This window comes from Pseudarthrobacter niigatensis (assembly GCF_030812615.1).
GTDB lineage: Bacteria > Actinomycetota > Actinomycetes > Actinomycetales > Micrococcaceae > Arthrobacter > Arthrobacter niigatensis.
In genome coordinates this window covers 1-26,474 of the sequence record NZ_JAUSTB010000023.1, presented here as the reverse complement: position 1 = coordinate 26,474, position 26,474 = coordinate 1, and the positions used below count along the sequence as shown (strand labels likewise).

Here is a 26,474-nt window from a genome sequence, read left to right as displayed (position 1 = left end):
CATTATTCAAAACCACTGGCGGCCCCCCACCCGCCCGCCACCTCCCCTCACACGCCCATCTAACATAACCCCCCGCTCGGTGGTGGTTTTGTGGCCCCCCCCCCCCGGCCGGGTGCCGCCGTCCCCTCCTCGCGGCGGCGGCACCCGGCCTCCCCTTCCCGTGATTTTCCTTTTGCGCGTTCGTGACGACGCAATCCCTGAACACTGAAAGAGACTTCCTATGGATCCCTTGCACCTCCGTTCCGCCGGCACCAGCCTGGTGATCAGCTTCGACAGCGGAGAGGCCGAAGTCATCCACTGGGGCACCGAGCTGGGCGCAGACCTGCCGGACCTGGCCATCCTCACGGCTGCGGTGCCGCCCTCGTCGATCGACGTCCGCGTTCCCGCGGGCCTCCTCCCCCAGGCTTCCTCGGCCTGGCGCGGGCGCCCGGCCCTGCGTGGCCACAGGATCACGGACAGCGGCGCCGGCCTTGACTTCTCCTCCCGCCTCCGCGTCACCTCCGTCAGCACCGAAGGATCCTGCGCCACCATCGTGCAGGCCGACGGCGACACGGGCCTGAGCGTCGCAACGTCCCTGGCGCTTCATGCGGGCGGCCTGCTGGAACTGCGCCACACCATCACCAATGAGGGAACCACGCCTTTCCAGGTGGACGAGCTGGCGACCGTCCTGCCCGTGGCACCGGACGCCGTCGAACTCCTTGACCTGACCGGGCGCTGGTGCCGCGAGCGGCACCCCCAGCGCCGCCCCATCCAGCAGGGGACATGGGTTCGCACCGGCCGGCACGGCCGCACCGGCCACGACTCCTCCCTGCTGTTCGCCGCCGGCACCAAGGGCTTCGGCAACCGGCGCGGCAGGGTGTGGGCCACCCACCTGGCCTGGAGTGGCAACCATGAACAGTTCGCCGACACCATCGGCGACGGCCGGACCATGATCGGCGGTTCCGAGCTGCTGGGCCCCGCCGAAGTCATCCTGGACCCTGGCGCCAACTACACCACCCCCGCGTTGTTCGCCGCCTACTCCGACCGCGGCCTGGACGGCATTACCGAGGCGTTCTACAGCTGGTTCCGCTCCCGGCCCCACCACGTCCTGCCCGCCGCGTCCACCGGCCTGCCCGCAGGCAAGCCGCGGCCCGTCGTCCTCAACGTCTGGGAGGCCGTCTACTTCAACCACAACCTGGACATCCTGACCGAACTGGCGGAATCGGCCGCCGACCTCGGCGTGGAGCGCTTCGTGCTCGACGACGGATGGTTCCGCGGCCGCCGGGACGACCACGCAGGTTTGGGCGACTGGTACGTGGACGAAACCCTGTGGCCCGATGGCCTGGCCCCCCTCATCGACGCTGTCACCTCCCGCGGCATGGAGTTCGGGCTGTGGGTGGAACCGGAGATGGTCAACCTTGACTCGGACATCGCCCGTGCCCACCCTGACTGGATCGTGGGCCCGTCGGCAAAGGCACACAAGGACGGCGGCCGGCTGCCCCTGGAATGGCGCAACCAGCACGTCATCGACCTGGTGAACCCCGACGCATGGCAGTACATCTACGACCGGATCGACGCGCTCCTGTCCGGCAACAACATCAGCTACCTGAAGTGGGACCAGAACCGCGACCTCGTGGAACACGGCCACGCCGGCGCACCTTCCGTCCACGCGCAGACCCTCGCCGCGTACCGGTTGTTCGACGAGCTCCGCAAGGCACACCCCGGCGTCGAGATTGAAAGCTGCTCCTCCGGCGGCGCGCGCGTGGACCTGGGCATCCTGGAGCGGACGGACCGGATCTGGGCCTCGGACTGCAACGACGCGCTGGAACGGCAGGCCATCCAGCGCTGGACCGGCGCGGTGGTCCCGCCCGAGCTGGTGGGCAGCCACATCGGTCCCACCACGTCGCACACCACCGCCCGCACGCACGACCTGTCCTTCCGGGCCATCACCGCCCTGTTCGGCCACTTTGGCATGGAGTGGGACGTCCGGAGCGTCCAGGGCAAGGAGCGCGACGAACTTCGGCGCGTCGTGGGCCTGTACAAGGAACACCGGGACCTGATCCACAGCGGCCGCCGGGTCCACGCGGACGTCGCCGATGATGCCTTCCTGCTGCACGGCGTGGTGGCGGACGGGTCCATCGCGGACAGCACGACGGCGGCCCTGTTCGCCGTTGTGGGCACGCGCACCTCTGCCGCGGAGCAGCCCGGACGCATGGGCCTCCCCGGCCTGGCGCCGGAGCGGAATTACCGGGTTGAGGTCCTCGCCCCCGTCCAGGAGGACGCCGACTACGCGCACACCTTCACGCAGGCGCAACCGCCGGCGTGGCTTGCCGGCGGAGCCGTTGCCAACGGCCGTTTCCTGGCGGAGGTAGGGCTGCCGATGCCGGTGCTGAACCCCGAGCATGCACTGCTGCTGAAGGCGACGGCCCTCTAAACAGCCATTGGCCCGCCCGCCGCGCATCCGGACGTAAGAATGCGCGGCGGGCTGCGCCAACCGATAGATTTGCAGGCATGACTGAAGCCTCCTCCACTGTCGAAGCCGGCCGCGGCACCATCCTGGTCATCAATGGCCCCAACCTGAACCTGCTGGGTACGCGGGAGCCGGAAAAGTACGGCACCTCCACCCTTGCCGACGTCGAACAGCTGGCTGCGGCCACCGGGAAGGACCACGGATTCGCCGTGGAGTGCGTCCAGTCCAACCATGAAGGCGTCCTGCTGGACGCCATCCACGCAGCACGCGGCACCGCCGTGGGAATCGTCCTGAACGCGGGCGCCTTCACGCACACCTCCGTGGCACTTCGTGACGCCCTGGCAGCCGTGCAGCTTCCCGCCGTCGAGGTCCACATCACCAACGTGCACCAGCGGGAGGAATTCCGGCACCACTCCTACCTGTCCCCGGTCTGCGCGGCAGTGATTGTGGGTGCGGGAGTGTTTGGCTACAAGCTCGCCATCGACTACCTGGCGGAGGTCCTGTAGCCGGAAGAGGCTACTTCTTGATGCATTGCCCCGAGGAAACCGGCGAGGACAGCGACGGCGCCTGCTCGGCTACCGGGTCCAGGTCACCCATGGTGATGGCGAACCCTACCTCGGCGTCCGAGGTTGCCTTGGCGAAGACCACCCCTGCCACCTGGCCGTCAGTGGTGAGCAGCGGGCCCCCCGAATTTCCCGGCTGGACGTCACCGGCAAGGCGGTAGATGTCCTCCGGGGAGGGATTGTTGCCGTAGATGTCGGGAACCAGGACGGTGGCAATGTCCTGGACGGTGGCCGGCTTGGACTGGAACGGGCCGCCGTGCGGGTACCCGGCGAACGCGGCCTGGCTTCCGCCGGGCAGGTCGCGGCTCAACTGCAGCGGCTGCGAGGGCAGGTTGTCCACGGCCAGGACCGCAAGGTCGCGACGCGTGTCGAAGTAGACCACCCTGCCGGGCATCGCGCCGCCGTCGGGCATTTCCACCACCGGCTGCGACACGCCAGCCACCACATGCGCGTTGGTGACCACGCGGTCCTCTGAGACGACGAACCCGCTGCCGGTCTGGTTCTGACCGCACTCATAGGCAGTGCCGGCGATCCTCAGGACGGACTGGGCAGCCTTGTTAAGCGCCGGCGTGTTCGTGCTGGTGTTCGGCACCTGGACTGCCTGGCCCTGGTCGAGCCCTTCCAGCAAGGTGGGGATGCCATTGCCGATCACCGTGGACCGCAGCTCCGCCATGGTGGCCTTGACCGGCGTGGGCGTCAACCCGTCGATGAAGCGGATTACCTTGGATTCGGCCAACTGCTGGGACACAACGGGCACGCCGAGTGAACTGACGCTGAACGCCAGCATTGACATCACCAGGGCGGAGACCACAAGGTTCAGCGCCCCGCCCACCAGCCGGTCCACCGCCCGCAGCGGCCGGATCCGCACCACTCCGCGAAGCTGGCGCCCCACCATGGTTCCCAGGCCGTGCCCCAGCGCCATCAGGACGACGGCGGCAGCGATGATGGCGGTGAGCCTCCACCCGGAGTCCTCAACGAAAGTGCTGACCAGGGGGACGGCAAAGAACGCGGCGATGGCGCCGGCGGCAAAGCCCACAAGGCCGCCGACGGTGACCAGGAACCCATTGCGGAGGCCGTAGATCAGGTATGACAGCAGCGCCAGGATCAGGACAATGTCCAGGACAGTCAGGCCGACCACAAAGGCTCCTTATTTACAGTTGAACCCCCATTCTAGTGGCGGACGCTGACAATCTTCTGTGGGCTGCCGCGGTCTGCGGAAGGCCGGCTGCGGGCGGCCTGCCCGTGTTTCCCATGCCAAGTTCGTCACAGAACCTTGAAAATTCTGAAACAATGGCAAAAGCGCCCACAGCCGATACTTTTACTCAGGAGATTTCATGGACATCGAGGTACTGCGCCGAGCACCCCTTTTCGCCACGCTCGACGACGACGCATTCCGGCTGCTGACGGACGAGCTCACCGAGGTGGACCTATCCCGCGGCGCATCAGTGTTCCGCGAAGGCGACCAGGGTGACCAGCTGTACTTCATCGTCTCCGGCAAGGTGAAGCTCGGCCGCACGTCCCCGGACGGCCGCGAGTCCCTCCTGGCCATCCTCGGCCCGGGTGAGCTCTTCGGCGAGATGGCCCTGTTCGACCCCAGCCCGCGCACGGCCACCGCCACCGCGGTGTCCGAAACCCGGCTCGCCGGGCTCAAGAACGAGAGCCTGAACGCATTGCTGCGCACCCGCCCCGAGGTTTCGGCCCAGCTGCTGCAGGCCCTTGCCCGCCGCCTGCGCCGCACCAACGACTCCCTGTCGGACCTCGTCTTCTCGGATGTCCCGGGCCGCGTGGCCAAGGCCCTGCTGGACCTTGCCGACCGCTTCGGCCGCCCGGCCACCGACGGCGTCCTGGTGGCGCACGAGCTCACGCAGGAAGAACTGGCCCAGCTGGTGGGTGCTTCCCGCGAAACCGTCAACAAGGCCTTGGCCGAGTTCGTCCAGCGCGGCTGGCTCCGGCTCGAGGCCCGCGCCGTGGTCATCCTGGACATGCAGCGCCTCCGCCAGCGCTCCCGCTAGGACCAAGCAAAAGGCCGCCCCGAAGGGCGGCCTTTTTGTTTCCCGCGGCGGAGCCGTCACACTCACGAGCTCAAGCGGGCGGCGTCAGCGTTCGCGCTGGTGATCCCCCGCCACGGTCTTGGCCGCCTCGACTTCAAGCATGAGCCTGCCGTCTTCTTCGACCAGCGTTGGCTGGTATACGTGGTGCTTCCGCTTGTAGCTCAAATAAGCGATGCAGCCGTTGGCCGTCGCCATCTTTTCCAGCATGATTTCCGAGCCCGGCACGAGCAGTTCGCCCAAGGGGCGGCCCACGGTGTTCTCCTGGCCTGCCTCGTCCCCAAGATTGCTGGTGTTCCGTTCCTGCACCACCTGCGCCGCGTTGACCCATCGGCCCCACACGCCTTTGCCCTCAAGCAGCGACGGCTCCTGGCCAAGCGGCTGGGTGGCCGCAAAGTACCGGGTATCGAACCGGCGGTGCGCAAAGTCGGGGCTGCGCCAGTTGACCAGGGACTTCAGCAGGTCGGTGCGGAGGGAAAGTCCGCGCTTGCCCAGGACCTGGGCAAGCGTCTTTTCCTGGTCCGCGACGGCCACGCGGGCCCGCATCCATTCGGACGTTGACGTGGCTTCGACCGTATTGGACATATCGGGACCAGCCAGCAGGATGCCGGTTTCCTCGAAGAGTTCCCGGATGGCCCCCACCACATGGCGGCGCGCCAGCCCGACGTCGCCCGTTCCCATTTGCTCAGCCCAATGCTGCGGCGACGGGCCCAGCCAACCCATGGGCTCGTCGTCGGACGGGTCAAGAGACCCGCCGGGGAACGCGAGGACCCCCAGCGGCGAGGAGCCGGGCCGGTAACCCAGCCACGTCTCCAAACCGGTGGGTGAATCGCGCAGGAGGACTACGGATGATGCGTAGCGGGCGGCCCTGGGGGTCCGCTCGCCGTGTTCGAGCCAGCTTTGTGCTGCCCCTTCCAGATCCTGGGGCAGTGCAAAAAGGCGTCGTGCGAGGTGCGGCAAGGGAAGTGTCCGGTCTTAGCTGAATTCGGCGATCAACTCGACCTCTACGGGAGAGTCGAGTGGAAGTACGGCAACGCCGACGGCGGACCGCGCGTGCTGCCCGGCGTCGCCAAGGACGCGGCCCAGCAGTTCCGAGGCGCCGTTGACGACGGCGGGCTGGCCCGTGAAGGAGGGATCCGAGGCGACGAATCCCACAACTTTGACGATCCGCGTGATGCGGTCAAGGTCACCGATGACGCTCTTGACGGCAGCAAGGGCGTTGACGGCGCACACTGCCGCGTAGCGTTGGGCGTCCTCCGGGGAAACCGTGGGCTCGTCGGCGAACCCTTCCGTTCCTGCCGAAACCTTGCCCGTGGCTTCGAGTTTGCCGTTAATAAACGGCAGCTGGCCCGAGGTGTAGACGTGGCTGCCGGAGACGACAGCGGGAACGTAGGAGGCTACCGGGGCGGCAACCTCCGGGAGGGCAAGGCCAAGTTCCGCGAGGCGCTGCTCGACGGCGGAAACCGGCGCCGTCGCCGGGCTGGACTGGGCTTCTGCGGGGGTGCTCATGCTACTGCTTCTCCCTCTTGAGGTAGGCGACAAGGCCGTTACCGTCGGGTCCGGGGACTACCTGGACGAGCTCCCAGCCGTCCTCTCCCCACTGGTCAAGGATCTGCTTTGTAGCGTGGATGATGAGCGGAATCGTCGCGTACTCCCATTTGGTCATGAGAGAAAGCGTAGCCCTTGCCGGTAAAGTGGAAAACATGGCGACTCGCAACAACCCCTTATTCGACACTGCCACCACACTGGGTAAGATCCTTCTTTTCCTTGGTGTGAGCGCGATTTGCGGTGTCCTCGTGGCGGGCCTGTTGGTCCCTGCCGCGGCCGTCTCCGGCAGCGCGGCAAGCGGTTCCATCAATTTCTTCGATTCCCTTCCCGCCGAACTGAAGGTTGATCCCCCGAGCCAGACCACCAGGATCCTGGCTGCGGACGGCAGCGAGATCGCCAGCGTCTACACGGAGAACCGCACCAAGGTTCCGCTGGACCAGATTTCACCGAACATGAAGAACGCCATCATCGCGGTGGAGGACAGCAGGTTCTACGAGCACGGCGGTGTGGACACCACCGGCATCCTCCGCGCGCTGGTCGCCACAGCCCGCGGCAACAAGCAGGGCGCGTCCACCATCACGCAGCAGTACGTCAACAACGTCCTGAACGCCAACCTCGCAGCCGCCGGCGAAGAGGACCAGATCAAGCTCAACGGCGTCAACAAGGGCGTTGGCGACAAACTCCGCGAAATGAAGCTCTCCATCGCCCTGGAGAAAGAATTCACCAAGGACCAGATCCTTGAGGGCTACCTGAACATCGTGTTCTTCAACCGCGACGCATACGGCATCGAAGCGGCATCCCGTTACTTCTTCAGCACTACTGCCAAGGACCTCACCCTGCCGCAGGCAGCCCTGCTCGCCGGCCTGGTGAACAGCCCCTCCGCCTTTGATCCCATCACCAATCCGGAAAAGTCGAAGCAGCGCCGGGACCTGGTGCTGGGACTGATGAAGGACCAGAAAAAGATCACCGCGGAGGAATACGAGGCCGCGGTGGCCACGCCGGTGGAACCCAAGGTGACCCAGCCCAAGCAGGGCTGCGCCTACGCCGCTTCTGCCCCGTACTTCTGCGACTACGTCCTGCATCTGCTGGAAAACAACCCCGCCTACGGCGCGGACAAAGAAGAACGCCAGCATGTCCTCTACGGCGGCGGCCTCACGATTACAACCACCCTCGACCCCAAGGCCCAGGCCACGGCCCAGGAACAGGCCGATGCGGCTGCAGGCGCCAACCCCGACAAGTGGGGCGCGTCCATGGTGTCGGTGCAACCGGGCACGGGCAAGATCGTCTCCATGGCCCAGAACACTTCGTTCCTTGCTGGCCCAAGCGGCTTCAACTCGCAGTTGAACTTCAACGTTGACCAGCTGGACAAGGACGGGAACGACCTCAACGGCATCGGCGGCTTCCAGCCCGGCTCAACCATGAAACCGTTCACCTTTGCCGAGTGGCTCAATGAGGGCAAGACCATGAACACCGTGGTCAACGCTGCCCAGCGCGTCTACCCCATCGGCTACCCGTGGAAGAACACCTGCGGCAAGGTGCAGGGCGCTTACAGCACCGCCCAGAAGAACGCGAAACTGGATGCCGCGGATGACCTGCAGAATGCTGAGCCACAGTGGTACAAGCCGCTCACGGTCCTGGAGGGCCTCTACAACTCCATTAACACCGTGACCTTCGCCTCCGCCGCCCAGCTGGACTTCTGTGGAATCCAACAGATTGCGGATGCCGTTGGGCTGCACAGCGGCCTGCCGTCGGCGGATGGCAGCGAGCCGAACCCCAAGGTGAACATGATGACCCTGGGCAACCTGCTGGGGTCCACCCAGACGTCACCCCTTACGATGGCCAGCGCCTTTGCCACCTTCGCGAATGACGGAAAGTACTGCGAACCCATCGCCATCACCTCAGTCACCGATGCCACCGGCAAGCAGCTCCCGGCCCAGTCCAGCAACTGCCGGGACGCGATCAAGCCAGAGGTCGCCCGCGGCGTGAACTACGCGCTCCAGGAGGTCCTGAACAGGGGCTCGGGCTCGCTGATTCAGCCCCGGATTTCCACCAAGACGAGCTTTCCCATCGGCGCCAAGACCGGTACGTCCAACAACAACGGCTCCACCTGGGTTGTTGGCCACACTACGGGCCTGGCTACCGCGGCCTGGTTCGGTGACCCCTTGGGGAACCAGGGCCGTGCCGGCCAGAACATCACCGTCAACGGAAAGTTCTATCAAGGCATTGACGGCTACATGATCGCCGGCCCCATGTTCTCCAACTACATGTCCAAGATCGCTCCGGCCTACGGAACCAACCCGTTCCCTGCGCCTCCGAGCAACATGGTCAGCGGCCCTACGGCGAACACGACGCCTGGCCGGACCACTCCCCAAGCCACCCAGGCGCCCGTTCCCGCCCCGCAGGCTACCCAGGCTCCAGCACCGCAGGCCCCCGCCACCCAGGCTCCTGCCCCAGCCCCCGCCCCCACCAACAACGGCAACGGCAAGGGAAACGGCTGACCGCACATGGACATGGATAACCTGGCAAGCCGCGCCCGTTCCATCGGGCGCGGCTTTGCCGTCACTGCAGGAGCCGGAACCGCGGCCGGGATGGCCGCCTTCGGTTATGGGCTCTGGGAAAAGAACCAGTTCGTCCTCCGTGAGGAAACCCTGGCCATCCTCCCGCCCGGCAGGGACCCTTTCCGGATTCTGCACTTGAGCGATATCCACTTCGTCCCCGGGCAGAAGAAGAAAGCTGAGTGGCTTGGGTCGCTGGCGGAGCTCCAGCCGGACCTGGTGGTGAACACGGGCGATAACCTCAGCCACGTCAAGGCTGTGGACCCGCTGCTGGATGCTTTGAAGCCGCTGCTGCAGTTCCCCGGAGTCTTTGTCCCGGGCTCCAATGACTACTTCGCCCCCAGCCCCAAGAACCCTGCGTCCTACCTGCTGGGTCCGTCCAAGGTAAAGCCCAAGCCGGTCGCCCTGGACTGGCCGCGCCTCCGTTCCGGGTTCGGGATGAACGGCTGGGTGGACCTGACCAACCGCAACCAGTCAGTGGTCCTCCACGGTATGCGCTTCGATTTTTCCGGCGTCGATGATCCGCACCTGAACCGGGAACGGTACGCCGGATGGCCCCGGGGAACGGTCAACCAGGATTCCTATGACCACCTCCGGATCGCCGTCATCCACGCGCCGTACCAGCGCGTCCTGGACCACTTCACGGAAAGCGGCGCAGACCTCCTGCTCGCCGGCCACACCCATGGCGGCCAGCTGTGCATCCCCGGTTACGGGGCCATCATCGCCAACTGCGACATTCCCACGTGGCGCGCCAAGGGCCTCAACGACTGGTCAAGCAACGGAAGGACGACGCCGGTCAACGTCTCCGGCGGCATCGGCACCTCGCGCTTCGCCCCGGTAAGGATCGCCTGCAAGCCGGAGGCCGTCCTGCTGACCCTGACCTCCCGCAACTGACCCGTTGCCCTATCAGATATGGTCCCTAAGATGCGGTTTTGGGGACCATACCTGGTAAGGCATCCCGCATTACGGTCTGCAATAACTGGGCAAGCAGCCGGCCGGCCCGGCAAATCCCTGTGAACCGCCTCACGCCAATGGCATAGGGTTGTTGCTAGAGGAAACTACATTCGTTTTAGAGCTTGAGAAGCGGGCATGGCCAAGCAGACTCCCTTTTTCCGATCCATCAGCCGTCTTTATCCGCATGTCCGGCCCATCCTTCCCAGGCTTGTGCTGGGGCTTCTCTGTGCCCTGCTGGCCAGCATCGTGGCGTTGACCATCCCCCAAGTACTGCGCGTCCTGGTCAATACCGCCCTTCAGCCAGGGGGTACCACAGAGGCGGTCTGGACCTCTGCAGGGGTCATCCTGGTGCTGGGCATCGCCGAAGCAGGACTGGTGGCCCTCCGCAGGCAGTTCGTCATCAACCCCGCAACCACGGTGGAAACCCGGATGCGGGTTTCACTCTACGACCACCTGCAGGAACTGACAGTTTCCTTCCACGACCGCTGGGGCTCCGGACAGCTGCTGTCCCGGGCCATGACGGACCTGAACTTCCTCCGGCGGTGGATGGCGTTCGGCGCCATCATGCTGGTGGTCACCACCCTTACCGTGGTGATCGGCATCGTTGCCATGTTTGCCATGAGTTGGCAGCTGGCCCTGATCTTCCTCGCCGCCGCCGTCCCCATCACCATCAACAGCTTCCGGTTCCGTACCCGGTTCAGCAAGGTTGCCCGGCGCAGCCAGGACCAGGCCGGCGACCTCGCCACCACCGTAGAGGAATCCGTCCACGGCATCCGAGTGCTCAAGGCGTTCGGACGCAGCCGCGAAGCCCTGGAAAACTTCAACGAGCAGGCGGAGGAGCTTCGCCAGACGGAGATCGCGAAAGCGCGCCACCAGGCGACCTTCACCATGGTGGTCACCCTGCTCCCCGAACTGGCCCTCGGTGCCGGACTGGTGGTCGGCGTGATGTTGTGCGCCAGCGGCCAGCTCAGCATCGGCTCGCTGGTTGCCTTCTTCGCCACGGCCGCGGTCATCGCCTCGCCCGTGGAATTCTCCGGCATGCTGCTGGCCATGGCACTCACTGCCAAGACCGCCGTCGACCGCCATTACGAGGTGATGGACACCCGCAACACCATCACCAGCCCGGCGGAACCACGGCGCCCAGGGCAGCCCGCCGGGGCGCTCCGTTTCACCAACGCAACCTTCGCTTTCGAAGACGCCCCGGACAAGCCGATCCTCAAGGACATCAACTTCGATGTCCGGCCCGGCGAGACGATGGCCCTGGTGGGCATCACTGGCAGCGGCAAGAGCGCGCTGATCCAGCTGGTTCCCCGCCTGTATGACGTCACGAGCGGCGCCATCAGCATTGACGGCATCGACATCAGGGACTTCGACGTGGAGGAACTGCGCAGCATGGTAGGGGTGGCTTTCGAGGACACCACGCTCTTTTCGAATTCGGTGCGGGACAACGTGCTGCTCGGCGCCCCGGTCCGCTCCGATGAGGTACTCGATGAAGCCCTCGACGTTGCCCAGGCCCATTTCGCCTACTCCCTGCCCCAGGGTGTGGACACGCTGATCGGCGAGGAAGGCCTGAGCCTGTCGGGAGGGCAGCGGCAGCGCATTGCCCTGGCGCGCGCCATCGCCGCCCGTCCGCGTGTCCTGGTCCTGGATGATCCCCTGTCCGCCCTGGACGTCCACACCGAGGAATTGGTGGAGGCACGGCTCCGGGAGGTCCTCAAGGACACCACCACCCTTATCGTCGCCCACCGGCCATCCACCGTGGCCCTCGCTGACCGGGTAGCACTGCTCGAAAACGGGCGGATCGCCGCCGTCGGAACCCACACCGAGCTGCTGGCCCGCAACCAGCACTACCGCTACGTCATCGCCAGCCTGGACCGGGAGCCGCGGGACCTGGACTCCGAACTGTCGGCACTTGAAGACCAGGCCGAGGAAGTGACCCGATGAGCGCCGCAGCTTTTGGCACAGCCAACGAGGACAACGCCCACCTCAGCAAGGCGGAGAGCCGCGCGGTACGACGCCGGTCGCTGGCCCTGCTGGGGTCGCTGATCCGTCCGGTGCGGGTACGGTTCTGGCTCACTATTGCCATGGTGGTGCTCTCCCAGGCTGCGCGCGTGGCGGGCCCGGCCCTGATCGCCTTCGGCATCGACCACGCCCTCCCCGCACTCCAAGCCGGCGACAACCTCCCGCTGGTGTTCACCGGCGTCGCCTACCTGCTGGCAGCAATTGCGACGGCGGGACTCACCGCCCTGTACGTCACCTCCACGGCGCGGCTCAGCCAGGCCATGCTGCTGGATCTCCGCGTCCGGGTTTTCCGGCACACCCAGCGGCTTAGCCTCGAGTTCCACGAGAAGTACACGTCCGGCCGCATCATTGCGCGGCAGACCTCGGACCTGGAGGCGCTGCGCGAACTCCTCGATTCGGGCGTCAGCTCCCTGGCCTCAGGCATGCTGTTCATGGCTTTCACCGCCGCCACCATCTTTGCGCTGGACTGGCGGAGCGGGCTGCTGGTGCTGGCCGCCGGCGTACCCATGTTCTTCCTGGCCCGCTGGTACCAGAAACACTCGCAGATCGCCTTCCGCGAATCACGCGTGGTCTCCGCCCGGCTGATCGTGCATTTCGTGGAAACCATGACCGGCATCCGCGCCGTCAAGGCCTTCCGCAAGGAACGGGAGAACTCCGAGCGCTACGGCAAGCTGGCTGAGGACTACCGCCTGGTCACTGTCCGCTCCATCAATCTCAACGGCATCTTCCAGCCGGGCCTGGTGCTGATCGGCAACGTCTGCGTCGCCGTGGTCCTGCTCTTCGGCGGATTCCGGGTGCTGGGCGGCGACCTCGCAGTCGGCGTGCTCCTGGCCCTCATTCTGTCCACCAAGCGGTTCTTCCAGCCCGTGGACCAGATGGCCATGTTCTATAACTCGTTCCAGAGCGCGCAGGCCGCCCTGGAGAAGGTTTCCGGGCTCCTCGAAGAGGTGCCCACGGTCCGGCCGCCCAAGAACCCTGTTGCCCTGCCTGCGGCCACGGGGCGGATCGACTTTAGCGGTGTCGAGTTCCGCTACGGTGACGGCCCCATAGTGGTTCCCGCGCTGGACCTCCACATCCCGGCCGGACAGACCGTGGCGCTGGTAGGCCAGACGGGCGCCGGAAAATCCACCCTGGCCAAGCTCATCGCCCGGTTCTACGACGTCACCTCCGGAACACTCACCCTGGACGGTGTGGATCTCCGCGACCTGGCCACCACCGACCTCCGCCGCAACATCGTCATGGTCACCCAGGAAGCCTTCCTGTTCAGTGGCTCCGTTGCCGACAACATCGCCCTGGGCCGTCCGGAAGCGTCCCGGGCCGAAATCGAAGAGGCCGCCAAGGCTGTGGGGGCGCACGAGTTCATCCTGGAACTCCCCGAGGGCTACGACACGGACGTCAACAAGCGCGGCGGCAGGGTCTCGTCCGGCCAGCGCCAGCTGATCAGCTTTGCCAGGGCCTTCCTGGCTCGGCCTGCGGTGCTGATTTTGGATGAGGCCACCTCTTCGCTGGACATCCCGTCCGAACGCCTGGTGCAGGCAGGGCTGGCCCGGCTGCTGGCCGGGACGGAGGCAGCACGGAGGACAGCGCTGATCATCGCCCACCGCCTGTCCACAGTGGAGACGGCGGACCGGGTGTTGGTAGTTCACGACGGACGGATCGTGGAAGACGGCACTCCCGACGAACTCATTGGCGGCGGCGGACGGTTCGCTGACCTCCACGGCGCGTGGAAGGATTCGCTGGTCTGAGGCTGCCGGCAGGGGGCCGACCTCAGGATTTCGCATCGGGACCCGGAATCGGCTATCCTTGTAAAGTTGCTTTTGCAGCGGATCGGGATGTAGCGCAGCTTGGTAGCGCGCTTCGTTCGGGACGAAGAGGTCGCAGGTTCAAATCCTGTCATCCCGACCATAACGGAAAGAGGGTCTCCAAACGGAGGCCCTCTTTTTTGCATCTCGATGTGGTTACGCCAGTTGCCCGCCGGCTTAAAAGGAACAGCCCCAGAGCTGTTGCTCCGGGGCTGCCCTCGCCTCCTGTTATGAGGAAGCTATTTACGCCGGGTCAGGCCAGTTGCCAATGTAGGTGACGATGGAGGTGTCCGTGGTAGTAGTGGTCTTCTTGTCCTTCTTCGCCTTGGTGGAGGCGGGGTCAGGCCAGTTGCCAATAGCTACCGACGTACCCGAGTTATCGGCGATGGAACCTGCAGACAGAACGGCCGGAGCCGCCGCGGAAAAAGCCAGGGCCCCAGCCAAGGCGGCCGCGGTTGCAATCTTCTTCAACATATAAGTTCCTCAATACGAGTCGGATTCGTTACAAAGCCAGCACTGTCCTTGTTGACACACATTGTAAAATATTTTCCACAGGGGCTGTCAAGCATTCACAGTCCCAGCTGTCCAGAAGGAGGAAACGCGTGGGCAACGGATTCGGAGAAAAGCTCCGGGCGGAGCGCCTTGAGCGTGGACTGACACAGGCCGAGCTGGGCAAGGACCTGTATTCACCCAGCTACATCTCTTTGCTCGAGACCGGTCGGCGTGAACCGACAGCTGAAGTAATTGAGGAATTGGCTCGGCGGCTGGAGTTGGCACCCAAGGCACTGGAGGCTTGGAGCCAACCCATTTCCGTGAGTGACGCCGAATACGTTCTGGCTGGGCTTTATGCCCGCCAAGCCTGGGATCTGCGGGATTATCCGTTGGCGGCAAGCCACGCAGCCACCGCCGCACAAATAGCGCTTGACGGTAAAAACACCAGCGCCTGGTGGAATATGACCTACATGCAGGCCGAATGCCTCATGAAGCAGGGCGACCTGCCGGAGTGCCAGAAGATTATCGAACGCCTTCTGGAACACCCCATGGCGAGAGAGTCGGTTGGCCTGGGCGTTCGCGCCCTGCAGATGCTGGCCGCTGTTTGCCATGGCCAGGGCCAACTGGCACTCGCCGTGGACCATGCGCTTGAGGCCGTAAAGCTATCGGTCAACCTTCCCAGGGGGTCCACGGTCCTCATTGGCGCGCACCGGATTCTCATTGGGGCCCTCGCCGAAAGCGGGCGGCTGGATGAAGCCTGGAAGTATTGCCAGGCCCTGCTGGAGCAGGTGGATGAGCACTCCATGTCCCAGCTCGCTGGCGAAGTCGCCTGGGTTGTTGGCAATGTGGCGTTCATGCGGCACGATTACACCGAAGGCGTCAAGCACCACGAGCGGGCAGCACGACTGCTCTCCCCCGCTAACGATATTGAGCTTTGGGCTCGGTTCAACAAGGCTTCCGCAGCCGTCCGTCTATCCTCTGGAATTGTGGAGCCGGAAACACTGGCAGCCATTGAACGTGCGGAGCTGGCATTCTCGATTGTCGGGGGGACCAAGAGCGACGAACTCGAAGTCGCCTTCATTCGCGCGCGCTGGCTCTACCTGACCGGGGACATCGTGGCCGCCGTCGAAAAGCTCCGTGAGATCCATGCTGAACGCGACGCCCTGGGCAAGCACACCGCCGGTGAAGTTTCACTTCTGCTTGGCAAGTCGCTGAAGGCTTCGGGGGAAACCGAAGAGGCTCTGGTGCACTTGGAGGAATCACGAAAGGCGTTCGCCGCAGCCGGCGCGCAGGACCGGGTCCAGCAGGCATTGGATGCAATCCTCGAAATCAACCTGGCACAGAAACGGGCGGCTTCGGCTTCCAAGGCCAGCTGACCAAAAAGCCGGGCAAACCCATTCACATGGGCTGCCCGGCTTTTGGTTAAATTTTAGGAAAAGGTCTTGCCGGTAATTTTCTCGTACGCCTCGACGTACCGGCTGCGGGTACGCTCAACCACATCTGCCGGCAGTGCCGGCGGCGGGGTGTCGGAGGACTTGTCCCATCCGGACTCGGGGGACGTCAGCCAGTCCCGGACGTACTGCTTGTCGTAGGACGGCTGCGCCTGGCCCGGCTTGTAGGTGGCCGCATCCCAAAAGCGCGAGGAATCCGGGGTAAGTACCTCGTCGCCCAGGGTGATGGACCCGGAGACGGCGTCGTACCCGAACTCCACCTTGGTGTCGGCCAGGATGATGCCGCGCTCCCGGGCAATCTTTTCCGCCGTCGTGTAGATCTTCAGCGTCAGTTCGCTGAGGCGTCCGGCGATATCGTCCCCTACCAGGGCCACCACGGCGTCGTAGGTGATGTTCTCGTCGTGCTCGCCGATCAAGGCCTTGGCCGACGGCGTAAAGATGGCGTGTTCCAGCCGCGACCCGTCCACCAGCCCTTCAGGCAGCGGGATGTTGCAGACCGTGCCGGAGGCCTTGTACTCCACCAGCCCGGAGCCGGTGAGGTAACCGCGTGCGATGCATTCCACAGGGAACATGTCCAGTTTCTTGCAGATCATGGCCCGGCCCTCAACCTCGGCAGGCACTCCGTCCTCGGCGGTGTAGCCCAGCACGTGGTGCTCAACACCCAGCTGGTCGAACCACCAGAGGCTCAGCTGCGTGAGGATGCGTCCCTTGTCCGGGATTTCACTGGACAGCACATGGTCGTAGGCGCTGATGCGGTCGCTCGCCACCACCAGGACGCAGTCCTGCCCAAAGCGCTGGAGGACGGCTTCGTCGGCAGGCTCGTAGAGGTCGCGGACCTTGCCTGAATAGACGTGCGTCCAGCCGGGCAGGTCCAGGGTGTCGGTGGCGTAGCCGCGGTTCTCCGGAGTTTCAGTCATGTCAGGCCTTTGCTTTCACGATGGGCATTGATCCCGTGGCCCCGTAGGGCACCTTGATTTCGCCGCGGGCGGCTTTGCGGGCAATGTCGCTGCGGAACTGGGAACCTTCCAGCTGAACCAGCTCCACGCCGTCATATGCGCGTTCGCGCGCCTCCACCAGGTCGCTGCCCAGGGCGACGACCGCCAGGACCCGGCCTCCGGCGGAAACCACCTTGCCGTCCACGTCCAGGGCGGTTCCGGCGTGGATGACGTGCACACCGTCCAGGGCTTCCACCTTCTTAAGCCCGCGGATTCGGTCGCCCGTGCGGGGCTTGTCCGGATAGTTCTCGGAGGCAATGACGACGGCGACGGCGGTTTCCTTTGCCCATCGCAGCTCTTCCGCCGTGTCCAGTTCGCCTTTGGCGGCTGCCATGAGCAGCGCACCCAGGGGCGTCTTGAGCCGGGCAAGGACGGCCTGCGTCTCCGGATCGCCGAAGCGGACGTTGAATTCGATGACCCGGGTGCCCCGCGAGGTCAGGGCCAGGCCAACGAAGAGCACACCGACGAAGGGCGTGCCGCGGCGGGCCATCTCGTTTACGGTGGGCTGGGCTACGCGGTCCAGGACTTCCTGCACCAGCCCTTCAGGCGCCCACTCAAGTGGCGTGTAGGCACCCATGCCACCGGTGTTGGGCCCTTCGTCGTTGTCAAAGATGCGCTTGAAGTCCTGGGCGGGCGAGAGCGCCACGGTGTTCTGGCCGTCGCAGAGGACAAAAAGGGATACCTCGGGGCCGTCCAGGAACTCCTCGATGACCACGGAGCCGCCGGCGTCAAAGCAGGACTGGGCGTGGGCCAGGGCTTCGTCGCGGTCACGGGTAACCACAACGCCTTTGCCGGCGGCCAGTCCATCGTCCTTGACCACGTAGGGGGCGCCAAAGGTGTCCAGGGCGGATGCCGCTTCCTCTGCGTTGGTGGCCACCAGGGCCATGGCAGTGGGCACGCCGGCCTCGGCCATGACTTCCTTGGCGAACGCCTTGGAAGCCTCCAGCTGGGCTGCGGCCTTGCTGGGTCCGAAGACCGGGATGCCGGCCTCCCGGACAGCGTCGGACACACCGGCGGCCAGCGGCGCCTCGGGGCCCACCACCACCAGGTCCACGGCGAGCCGTGTGGCCAGTTCCGCAACCGCATCCGGGTCGTTGCCGTTGATGTTGTATGTGGGGACCAGCTTGCTGATGCCGGCATTGCCGGGCGCCGCATGGACTTCGGACACGTTGGGGTCGGCAAGCAGGGAGCGGACAATGGCGTGTTCGCGGCCTCCGGGGCCTATGACGAGTACCTTCACAGTCTCCAAGGGTACTTTGTGCACCCTTTCGGCTCCTAAGCTGTGTCCTGGCCTGCCCGCCCGGTCAATCCGCGCGCCCGGCCGCTCCGAATAATAAACATGACAAAGCTTCGAAACCGGATAACGGGCCCCGCCCCCATGGCCGCGCTGGCAGGCGTGGTGGCGGCCGCCGTCGTGCTTGCCGTTGCGGAGCTGATAGGAGCGTTCTTTACCGCCCGGGCAACGCCGCTGTTTGCCCTGGGCTCGACCTTCATTGATTTCACCCCGCCGTGGATGAAGGACTTTGCGATCGCCACGTTTGGCACCAACGACAAGGCCGCCCTCTTTGTGGGCATGGGCCTGACCATTGCGGTGCTGGCGTGCATCCTGGGAGTGGTGGCCTACCGGAAATGGATGCTGGGCGTCCTCGGGGTGCTGTTCATGGGGGCCGTGATCGTGGCCAGTGTGGTGACCCGCGCGGGTGTGGGCCCGGCAGACGCCATCCCATCCGTGCTGGGAACGGTTGCCGGCCTGGTGGTCCTGCGCCGGCTTATGGTTCAGCTGTGGGGGCTGAAGAGGTGGCCTGAAGCACCGGCTGACCAGGCGGACGACGACGACGCCCGGCACCAGGGTGCGGGCACCAACCGCCGGCGCTTCTTTGCTGCTGCCGGGGTTACGGCGCTAGCTGCCGGCATCGCCGCCACTGGCGGCCGCCTCCTGGGTGCCGCCCGCAGCAACGTCACCAGGGCGCGCGAAGCACTCACGCTGCCCACGCCGGCAAAGGCGGCATCGCCCGTACCGGCCGGGGTACAGTCCCCTGTACCGGGCGTGACCCCGTGGCTGACACCCAACAACGACTTCTACCGCATCGATACTGCCCTGAGCATCCCGGAAATCAACATTGATGACTGGCAGCTCCGTGTTCACGGCCTCGTGGAGCAGGAAGTCACGCTCTCCTTCCAGGACCTGCTCGACGCGCAGCTTATCGAATCCCACGTGACCCTCACCTGCGTGTCCAACCCCGTAGGCGGCAACCTCGCCGGCAACGCCAAATGGTTGGGCCTCCCCATCCGCGATGTCCTGGCCCGGGCCAAGCCCAAGGATGGCGCAGACATGGTCCTGTCAAAGTCCATTGACGGCTTCAGTGCCTCCACTCCCCTGGAGGTCCTCCAGGATGGCAGGGACGCCATGCTGGCCATCGGCATGAATGGCGAACCGCTGCCGCTGGAGCACGGCTACCCGGTGCGGATGGTGGTTCCAGGGCTTTACGGGTTTGTTTCGGCCACCAAGTGGGTGGTGGACCTTGAAGTCACCCGGTTCGCCGACAACAAGGCGTACTGGACCAACCGTGGCTGGTCCGAACGTGGCCCCATCAAAACGATGGCGCGCGTGGACGTGCCCAGGTCCTTCGCGAAAGTAGCTGCCGGAAAGGTGGCCGTGGGTGGGACCGCCTGGGCGCAGACGCGGGGCATCGCCAAAGTGGAGGTCCAGATCGACAACGGTGCCTGGGCGGAAGCCACCCTGTCCGCCGAAGCGTCCACCGTAACCTGGCGCCAGTGGTCCTACGAATGGGACGCCGCCCCCGGCCCGCACTACATCAAGGTGCGCGCCACCGACGGCACCGGGCAGGTCCAGACTGACCAGCGCGCGGACCCGGTTCCGGACGGCGCCTCGGGCTGGCAGTCGGTGATGGTCACTGTCCAGTAGGCGGCTGGCCCCTAGACTGGCGGTATGCCCCACAATCCGCACGCAACCTTTACCGTGGACTCCGCCGTCGAACTGGCCGTGATCGAACGCAGCGGCTTTGTGGAGTCGCGGCACATCGGTTCCGCCGTCCTCCTGTCTGCCGACGGTTCGGTGGTTACGGAGCTTGGCGACATCAACACGCCCATCTTTGCCCGGTCCACGTTGAAGCCTTTCCAGGCCTTGGCGTCCATGCAGTCAGGGGTTCCGCTGCGCGGCGCCCAGGTGGCCATCGCCTGCGGAAGCCACACCGGATCCCTGGACCACATGGACGTGGTGGCGGGCATGCTCAAGGCTGCAGGGGTCCGTGAGGACCAACTGCAGTGCCCGGAGGCCTGGCCGCAGGACGAAACCGCCAGGAACTGGCTGGTCCGCTCTGAGAAGGGGAAGTCGCGGCTGGCGTTCAACTGTTCCGGGAAGCACGCCGCTTTCCTTTGGGCCTGCAAGGAAAACGGCTGGGACACCAACAGCTACCTGGAGCCGAACCACCCCCTGCAGCAGCGGGTCCGGAGCGTGATCGAGGAATACACCGACGAGAAGATTGCCCATCTGGGGATTGACGGCTGCGGGGCTCCGGTGGCTGCTGTTTCCCTCAAAGGCCTTGCCCGGGCATACTCGCAGCTGGCCAAAGCCCCGGGCGACCAACGCTTCAGCGCCCGGGCAGCCACCATTGCAACGTCGATGCTCGATTACCCCTGGGCCGTCCAAGGCCGCGGTGAAGCCAACACCCTGGTGATGGATGAGCTTGAAATCATCGCCAAAATCGGGGCCGAGGGAGTCCTTGCCATGGCCACGCCCCAGGGGGTTTCCGTGGCCGTTAAGATCCTGGACGGGAACATCCGGGCGACTTCCCTGGTGGCCCTGACCCTGCTCGCTGCCGCCGGGGCAGTCGAGATCCCGGGGGTCGCCAGCGCCCTGGAGAAGGTCGTGGAACCCGTGCTTGGCGGCGGCCATCCGGTGGGCAAGATCCGGTTGGGTCCAGCAGTGTCCGCGCTCCTCGACTGACTCCCTGTTTCCCTGCCGACGCAAAAGGAAGACTGAAAGCATGGCCGTAGCCCGCCGTCGTATTGACGTCCAGGAAGGCAAAGCAGCGCTGAAGGCGTGGCGCGAAGCCGCGCAACCGCCGTCGGATACTCCCGCTCCGCGGAGCGTCCTGGCCACTGCCGTGCGGTATTCGCTGGAGGAGCTGACGGCGCGGGCCCCGGGGAATTCGGTTGAAGTGCGGGTGCCGCCGTTCGGCGTCACCCAGTGCGTGGAGGGGCCGCGGCACACACGCGGGACCCCGCCGAATGTCATTGAGTGCGACGCCGCCACCTGGCTTGAGATGGTCACCGGGCAGCTGGCGTGGGCGGAAGCAGTCACGGCCGGCCGGGTTGCGGCATCCGGCCTGCGTGCGGACCTGTCGGCCCTGCTGCCCTTCTAGGTCACGCTTTCCGGACGGTCACCCCCTGCCGATGAACGGCATGCCCGCGGCCGTAACCACCACCGAGCCCACGCTGGCCGAGTCCGGCATATTGGCCATCATCAGCACCGCGCGGGCCGCGTCCGCCACCGGGAACATCGGCTCGATCCTACGGCTGCCATCCGCCTGCAGCGCCCCTGAGCCGACGCCGATGGTGTCCATGATCTCCGTGGCCGTGTTGCCGATGTCGATCTGGCCGCACGTGATGCCGTAGCCGCGCCCGTCCAGTTCGATGCTCTTGGTCAGCCCGGTCATGGCGTGCTTGGTGACGGTGTAGGCCACGGTCCGTGGACGGGGCGAATGCGCGGAGATGGAGCCGTTGTTGATGATCCGGCCGCCCTGCGGTTCCTGCGCCTTCATGGCCCGTACGGCTGCGGCGGCACACAGCATGGATCCGGTGAGGTTAACGGCCAGGGTGGCGTTCCAGTCTTCCAGGCTGATTTCGTCCACGCCGGCCGCCGGACCAAAGACGCCGGCGTTGTTGAACAGCACGTCTATCCGTCCCCACTGTTGCCGGGCCGTCTCGAAAAGCCGTTCGACGTCGCCGGGCCGGGTGACGTCGCAGGGCACCACGAGCGAGTCCGGACTGCCGCCAGCGGTTTCCTTCAGCTGCGCCTCCCGGCGGCCGGCGAGTGCCACCCGGTAGCCGTCCGCCAGCATCTGCCGAGCGACCTCCCGGCCGATGCCTGACCCGGCCCCGGTGACCACGGCTACTCTTCTGACCTGCTGAGGGGTGCTCAAGGTTTTCTCCTGGCTCAGGGCTGTGCCGGCACGGCCGGCGTGTTCAGTGGCCAGCCTATGACGGTCTTGGGCCTTGGCGCAGCGAAGGTCCGCACCTTGGAGGTGGACAGGCGCATCCGGACCAGGGATTCAGCGATGGTCACCGCGGCAGCCACTCCATCCACCACGGGAACACCGGCCCGCTGCCTGATCTGTTCATCGAGCCCGGCCATGCCGCCGCAGCCCAGGACAATGACCTCGGCCTTGTCCTGTGTGACCGCCAGCATGGCCTGGTTGACGATGGCTTCCACGGCGCGGTCCGGCTCCTCCTCAAGCTCCAGCACGGCCATGCCGCTGGCCCGGACTGACGCGCACCTGGCGTCCAGCCCGGCCAGCTTCAGCCGGTCTTCGATGAGGGGAACCGCGCGGTCCAGGGTGGTGACCACGGAGTATTTGTGGCCCAGGAACATGGCCGTACTGGCGGCGGCCTCCGTGATGTCCACCACCGGCACGTCCAGCAGCTCCTGCAGCCCTTCGCGGCCGTGTTCGCCGTAACCGGCCTGGACAACGGCGTCGAACGGCTCCGGGTAGGAAGTGACTGCATCCATGACGGCGACGGCAGCCAGGTAGCTTTCGAAGTTTCCTTCGCACGAGTCCGCGCCAAACCTCGGGGTGAGGCCGACGATTTCCGTCCCGGCTGCGGCCACGCTGCGTGCAGAGGCCGCAATCGAGTCGGTCATCGACTGGGTGGTGTTGACGTTTGCGACGAGTATGCGCATGGGAAGTCCTTTGTCCTGCGGCTCAGTGGGCGTTGGCGACGGCGATGGCCTCGCCGTCGTGGTCCACGAGTCGTTGGTTGCGGTCGGCGATGAAGAAGTAGAGCGCCGCGGCGATACCGGCGGCAAAGAACCAGGCGAAGGACGCCGCGGCGGCCAGCCCCGGAACGAAGGCAATGAGGAGGGCCAGGACGGCAGCGGGAACCATGGCGATGATCGCCCTGGGGTTGACGCCCTTCTTGTAGAAGTACGCCCCGTCCGGGGACGCCGTATAAAGTTCCGGCACGTTGACCAAGCCACGCCGGATCAGCCAGTAGTCAGCCATGACGACGCCGAACAGCGGGCCGAGCAGCGCACCGAGGCCGCCAAGGAAGTACACAATGACCAGCGGGTTGTTGTAGAGGTTCCAAGGCAGGATGAGAAGGCCGATCGTTGCGGAGACCATCGCAGCCTTGCGGAAGTTGAGCCGCTTGGGAAACAGGTTGGTCAGCGCGTACACGGGGGCCACGAAGTTGGCCATCAGGTTCACTGCGATGGTGAGGATCAGCAGGGCAAGGCAGGCCAGAACCAGGAACAGCGTGTTGGGGATGGTCTGGACGATGTCCGACGGGCTCTTGATGATGGTGCCGTTGATCTTGAACTGGCCACCGGCCATGACCACCACAATGGCTCCGAAGAGCAGCATGTTGATGGGGATGCCCCAAAAATTGCCGCGCACTACAGCCTTCTTCGATACCGCGGAGCGGGTGAAGTCGCAGAAGTTCAGGACGAAGGTGCCGTAGATGGACACCCACAGGGCGCCGCCGGCGAATATAGTGAGCCACATTTCCGGGCCTTCCAAGGCCTTGTCCGAGGACCAGGCAATGTTTCCTCCTGCTTCCACAAAGATCCAGACGGCCATCGCGGCCATGGTGGCAAGGATGACGGGGCCGGCGAAGGCCTCGTACTTGCGGATCATTTCCATCCCGAAGCTGACGATCACCAACTGGACCACCCAAAGGGTCACGAATGCCATCCAGCCCAGCGTGGACAGGCCCAGGATGGAGTCTTTGTCCAAGTCTGCCAACGCAGGCAACATGGCTACGAGCATGACGCGGAACACCACGGAGGCGAGGTACGTCTGGATGCCGAACCAGGCCACAGCCACCGCGCCGCGGAGGAGGCTGGCAATCTGCGCTCCCCTGATACCAAAGCTGATGCGGCTCATGACCGGAAAGGGAACACCGGTTTTGACGCCCATGAATCCGGAAAGCGTCAGGAGTCCGAACAGCAGCGCCGCCCCGATGCCGAGCGCCATGAGGATCTGCCACCCACCCAGCCCCAAGGCGAACAGTCCAATGGCAAAGGCGTAATTGCCCAAGCTGTGCACGTCATTCGCCCAAAGGGTGAAGATGCTGTAGCTGGTCCAGCTGCGGCCGGCGCGTTTAGTGGGGGCAAGATCGGAGTTGTACAAGGAAGGGCTGATGGCCGTGCCCGAGGCGGCGCTGGCTGACTCGCACAGAGCTTCAACGCTGTCGTCGGGATGTGCTGCAGAGGCTGACTGCACTGTCACGCCCTGCTCCGCATCAACGCCCGCCGTGGGAGGGGTTTGCATAGGAGTCTCAATTCTTTGGAGTATCCCGCGTGGTGAGGCCGACCTGCGTCGTTGCTTTTATTCCACAATACGGAAAAGAGATATTGAATAGTGAAATAAGCGTATGACGTGGGTCACTGCCGGTCAAGTGCCGACCGGTCCCTGCGCGGTCATAATGCGTTCATTCAGGATCGCGCCCGGCAATCACCGCCTTCGTGGCACCCAGCACGTTGACCGATCGACAGCGTCCCACTAATCTCGTCTAGCAATAATGTTTTCTCACAATACGAAAACAGCGCCTAATGCATTCAAAGACGAAAAGAGGCTGCCGTGGCTGCAGGAGAAGATACCTCCCATATCCTCAGCGGGTTGACTAACCAGCTGCCTGATCGTGATCCGGAAGAGACTGCCGAGTGGGTTGAGTCCCTGGACGCGTTGATCAGGGAACAGGGCACCGAGCGTGCCCAATACATCATGCGGAGCCTGCTGCAGCGCGCGGGCGCGCAGAGCGTGGGGGTGCCGATGGTGACCACCACCGATTACGTGAACACCATCCCGGTGGACCAGGAAGCGGCGTTCCCGGGCAACGAGGAGTTCGAGCGCCGCTACCGGGCGTACATGCGGTGGAACGCCGCGGTCATGGTGCACCGAGCGCAGCGGCCCGATATCGGGGTCGGCGGGCACATCTCCACCTACGCCGGGGCCGCGACCCTGTACGAGGTCGGGTTCAACCACTTCTTCCGCGGCAAGGACCACCCCGGCGGCGGGGACCAGGTCTTCTTCCAGGGCCACGCCTCCCCCGGCATGTACGCCCGGGCGTTCATGGAAGGCCGCCTCTCCGAGGAGGACCTGGACGGATTCCGGCAGGAAAAGTCCCGCGAGGGCCACGCCCTCTCCTCCTACCCGCACCCGCGCCTGATGCCGCAGTTCTGGGAATTCCCCACCGTGTCCATGGGCATCGGGCCGATGAACGCGATCTACCAGGCCCAGAACAACCGCTACCTGCACAACCGGGGCCTGAAGGACACCTCGGACCAGCAGGTCTGGGCGTTCCTGGGCGACGGTGAAATGGACGAGCCCGAGTCCCGCGGCCTGCTCCAGCTCGCAGCGAACGAGAACCTGGACAACCTTAACTTCGTGATCAACTGCAACCTCCAGCGCCTGGACGGCCCGGTCCGCGGCAACGGCAAGATCATGCAGGAACTCGAAGCGTTCTTCCGCGGCGCGGGCTGGAACGTGATCAAGGTCGTCTGGGGCCGGGAATGGGACGACCTGCTCACCCGCGACACCGACGGCTCGCTCGTGAAGATCATGAACGAAACCGTCGACGGGGACTACCAGACCTACAAGGCCGAGTCCGGCGGGTTCGTCCGCGAACACTTCTTCGGCAAGACCCCGCAGACCAAGGACCTAGTCGCGGACCTCACCGACGACCAGATCTGGAACCTCAAACGCGGCGGCCACGACTACCGCAAGGTCTACGCCGCCTACAAAGCCGCCACCGAATTCAAGGGCAAACCCACCGTCATCCTCGCCCACACCGTCAAGGGCTACGGCCTCGGACCGCACTTCGAGGGCCGCAACGCGACACACCAGATGAAGAAGCTCACGGTGGCGGATCTTAAGGACTTCAGGGATTACCTGCGCATTCCCATTTCGGATGAACAACTCGACGCCGACCCGTACCGGCCTCCCTACTACCACCCGGGCTTCGATGCACCCGAGATCGCCTATCTCCTTGAACGGCGGAGCGCATTGGGCGGCTTTGTTCCCGAGCGCCGCGGCGGACACGGGTCTGTTGATCTTCCGGAGGCCAAGTCCTACGAGGTGGCCAAGCGTGGCTCGGGCAAGCAGATGGCCGCAACCACCATGTCTTTCGTGCGCCTGCTCAAGGATCTGCTCCGCGACAAGAAGTTCGGGAACCGGATTGTGCCCATCGTGCCGGATGAGTCACGCACGTTTGGCATGGATGCGTTCTTCCCCACCGCGAAGATCTACAGCCCGGCCGGGCAGAACTACCTGTCGGTGGACCGGGACCTGGTCCTGGCCTACAAGGAATCCCCCGCCGGGCAGCTGATCCACCCCGGCATCAACGAAGCCGG

At 65.2% G+C, this 26,474-nt stretch carries 22 protein-coding genes and 1 tRNA gene; 13 read left to right on the top strand and 10 right to left on the bottom strand.

Features of this window, described 5'->3' with window-relative positions:
- The first annotated feature begins 220 nt into the window (after positions 1–220).
- The gene (locus J2T23_RS19485) at positions 221–2,413 is read left to right on the top strand and encodes an alpha-galactosidase (protein ID WP_307362776.1); all 2,193 of its coding nucleotides are present in this window, start codon (positions 221–223) and stop codon (positions 2,411–2,413) included.
- A gap of 77 nt (positions 2,414–2,490) precedes the next feature.
- A complete protein-coding gene (aroQ, locus tag J2T23_RS19480; RefSeq protein ID WP_307362772.1) occupies positions 2,491–2,955 on the top strand; it encodes a type II 3-dehydroquinate dehydratase in 465 nt (154 codons plus the stop codon).
- A gap of 10 nt (positions 2,956–2,965) precedes the next feature.
- Here aroQ and J2T23_RS19475 read toward each other — a convergent pair whose 3' ends face one another.
- On the bottom strand, positions 2,966–4,150 hold the full coding sequence (locus J2T23_RS19475) for a MarP family serine protease (RefSeq protein ID WP_141159368.1): 1,185 nt from the start codon (positions 4,148–4,150) through the stop codon (positions 2,966–2,968).
- A 196-nt stretch (positions 4,151–4,346) separates the two neighbouring features.
- Here J2T23_RS19475 and J2T23_RS19470 point away from each other — a divergent pair, with 196 nt between their 5' ends.
- The gene (locus J2T23_RS19470; RefSeq protein ID WP_011775987.1) at positions 4,347–5,024 is read left to right on the top strand and encodes a Crp/Fnr family transcriptional regulator; all 678 of its coding nucleotides are present in this window, start codon (positions 4,347–4,349) and stop codon (positions 5,022–5,024) included.
- A gap of 84 nt (positions 5,025–5,108) precedes the next feature.
- Here the strand turns inward: J2T23_RS19470 and J2T23_RS19465 are convergent, their stop codons facing one another.
- From J2T23_RS19465 to sp36, 3 genes are read right to left on the bottom strand one after another with little or no spacing between them, the layout of a single operon-like run.
- Positions 5,109–6,020 carry an NUDIX hydrolase gene (locus J2T23_RS19465; protein WP_307362767.1) on the bottom strand — a complete coding sequence of 304 codons (912 nt, stop codon included), beginning with the start codon at positions 6,018–6,020 and terminating at the stop codon, positions 5,109–5,111.
- Between the two features lie 15 nt (positions 6,021–6,035).
- Positions 6,036–6,569, bottom strand: coding sequence for a RidA family protein (locus tag J2T23_RS19460; RefSeq protein ID WP_141182452.1), 534 nt, complete (start codon positions 6,567–6,569; stop codon positions 6,036–6,038).
- Between the two features lies 1 nt (position 6,570).
- Positions 6,571–6,726, bottom strand: a complete 156-nt coding sequence (gene sp36, locus J2T23_RS19455; RefSeq protein ID WP_009359196.1) for a Sp36 family protein — start codon at positions 6,724–6,726, stop codon at positions 6,571–6,573.
- 37 nt (positions 6,727–6,763) lie between these two features.
- On the opposite strand from sp36, the gene J2T23_RS19450 reads away from it, so the two are divergent.
- From J2T23_RS19450 to J2T23_RS19430, 5 genes are all read left to right on the top strand, one after another.
- The gene (locus J2T23_RS19450; protein WP_307362764.1) at positions 6,764–9,106 is read left to right on the top strand and encodes a transglycosylase domain-containing protein; all 2,343 of its coding nucleotides are present in this window, start codon (positions 6,764–6,766) and stop codon (positions 9,104–9,106) included.
- A 6-nt stretch (positions 9,107–9,112) separates the two neighbouring features.
- A complete protein-coding gene (locus J2T23_RS19445; RefSeq protein WP_307362761.1) occupies positions 9,113–10,057 on the top strand; it encodes a metallophosphoesterase in 945 nt (314 codons plus the stop codon).
- A 195-nt stretch (positions 10,058–10,252) separates the two neighbouring features.
- Complete coding sequence (locus J2T23_RS19440) at positions 10,253–12,061, top strand: ABC transporter ATP-binding protein (protein ID WP_307362758.1); 1,809 nt, start codon at positions 10,253–10,255, stop codon at positions 12,059–12,061.
- Positions 12,058–13,884, top strand: a complete 1,827-nt coding sequence (locus tag J2T23_RS19435; RefSeq protein WP_141182456.1) for an ABC transporter ATP-binding protein — start codon at positions 12,058–12,060, stop codon at positions 13,882–13,884. The genes J2T23_RS19440 and J2T23_RS19435 overlap by 4 nt, the downstream gene beginning before the upstream one ends.
- 83 nt (positions 13,885–13,967) lie before the next feature.
- Positions 13,968–14,044, top strand: a tRNA-Pro gene (locus J2T23_RS19430).
- A gap of 140 nt (positions 14,045–14,184) precedes the next feature.
- On the opposite strand, the gene J2T23_RS19425 is transcribed toward J2T23_RS19430, so the two are convergent.
- Positions 14,185–14,415 carry a hypothetical protein gene (locus tag J2T23_RS19425; RefSeq protein WP_141159357.1) on the bottom strand — a complete coding sequence of 77 codons (231 nt, stop codon included), beginning with the start codon at positions 14,413–14,415 and terminating at the stop codon, positions 14,185–14,187.
- A gap of 128 nt (positions 14,416–14,543) precedes the next feature.
- Between J2T23_RS19425 and J2T23_RS19420 the strand changes: the two genes are divergently transcribed.
- Positions 14,544–15,809 (top strand): helix-turn-helix domain-containing protein, encoded by a 1,266-nt coding sequence (locus J2T23_RS19420; protein WP_307362754.1) that lies wholly within the window; start codon positions 14,544–14,546, stop codon positions 15,807–15,809.
- A 53-nt stretch (positions 15,810–15,862) separates the two neighbouring features.
- Here J2T23_RS19420 and J2T23_RS19415 read toward each other — a convergent pair whose 3' ends face one another.
- Both J2T23_RS19415 and purD read right to left on the bottom strand, forming a co-directional pair.
- On the bottom strand, positions 15,863–16,801 hold the full coding sequence (locus tag J2T23_RS19415) for a phosphoribosylaminoimidazolesuccinocarboxamide synthase (RefSeq protein WP_141182457.1): 939 nt from the start codon (positions 16,799–16,801) through the stop codon (positions 15,863–15,865).
- Between the two features lies 1 nt (position 16,802).
- Complete coding sequence (gene purD, locus J2T23_RS19410) at positions 16,803–18,119, bottom strand: phosphoribosylamine--glycine ligase (RefSeq protein ID WP_141183459.1); 1,317 nt, start codon at positions 18,117–18,119, stop codon at positions 16,803–16,805.
- A gap of 99 nt (positions 18,120–18,218) precedes the next feature.
- On the opposite strand from purD, the gene J2T23_RS19405 reads away from it, so the two are divergent.
- From J2T23_RS19405 to J2T23_RS19395, 3 genes are read left to right on the top strand one after another with little or no spacing between them, the layout of a single operon-like run.
- Positions 18,219–19,805, top strand: coding sequence for a molybdopterin-dependent oxidoreductase (locus J2T23_RS19405; protein ID WP_307362749.1), 1,587 nt, complete (start codon positions 18,219–18,221; stop codon positions 19,803–19,805).
- A 24-nt stretch (positions 19,806–19,829) separates the two neighbouring features.
- Positions 19,830–20,846, top strand: coding sequence for an asparaginase (locus tag J2T23_RS19400; RefSeq protein ID WP_141159353.1), 1,017 nt, complete (start codon positions 19,830–19,832; stop codon positions 20,844–20,846).
- Positions 20,847–20,886: 40 nt separating this feature from the next.
- On the top strand, positions 20,887–21,264 hold the full coding sequence (locus J2T23_RS19395) for a sterol carrier family protein (RefSeq protein WP_307362745.1): 378 nt from the start codon (positions 20,887–20,889) through the stop codon (positions 21,262–21,264).
- An 18-nt stretch (positions 21,265–21,282) separates the two neighbouring features.
- Here J2T23_RS19395 and J2T23_RS19390 read toward each other — a convergent pair whose 3' ends face one another.
- From J2T23_RS19390 to J2T23_RS19380, 3 genes are read right to left on the bottom strand one after another with little or no spacing between them, the layout of a single operon-like run.
- A complete protein-coding gene (locus J2T23_RS19390) occupies positions 21,283–22,044 on the bottom strand; it encodes an SDR family oxidoreductase (RefSeq protein ID WP_307362742.1) in 762 nt (253 codons plus the stop codon).
- Between the two features lie 14 nt (positions 22,045–22,058).
- Positions 22,059–22,802 (bottom strand): aspartate/glutamate racemase family protein, encoded by a 744-nt coding sequence (locus J2T23_RS19385; RefSeq protein WP_141182462.1) that lies wholly within the window; start codon positions 22,800–22,802, stop codon positions 22,059–22,061.
- A gap of 22 nt (positions 22,803–22,824) precedes the next feature.
- Entirely contained in the window at positions 22,825–24,393 is a 1,569-nt protein-coding gene (locus tag J2T23_RS19380) for an NCS1 family nucleobase:cation symporter-1 (protein WP_307362739.1), read from the bottom strand.
- Positions 24,394–24,702: 309 nt separating this feature from the next.
- On the opposite strand from J2T23_RS19380, the gene aceE reads away from it, so the two are divergent.
- A partial coding sequence (gene aceE, locus J2T23_RS19375) for a pyruvate dehydrogenase (acetyl-transferring), homodimeric type (RefSeq protein ID WP_307362736.1) occupies positions 24,703–26,474 on the top strand: 1,772 nt, incomplete at its 3' end.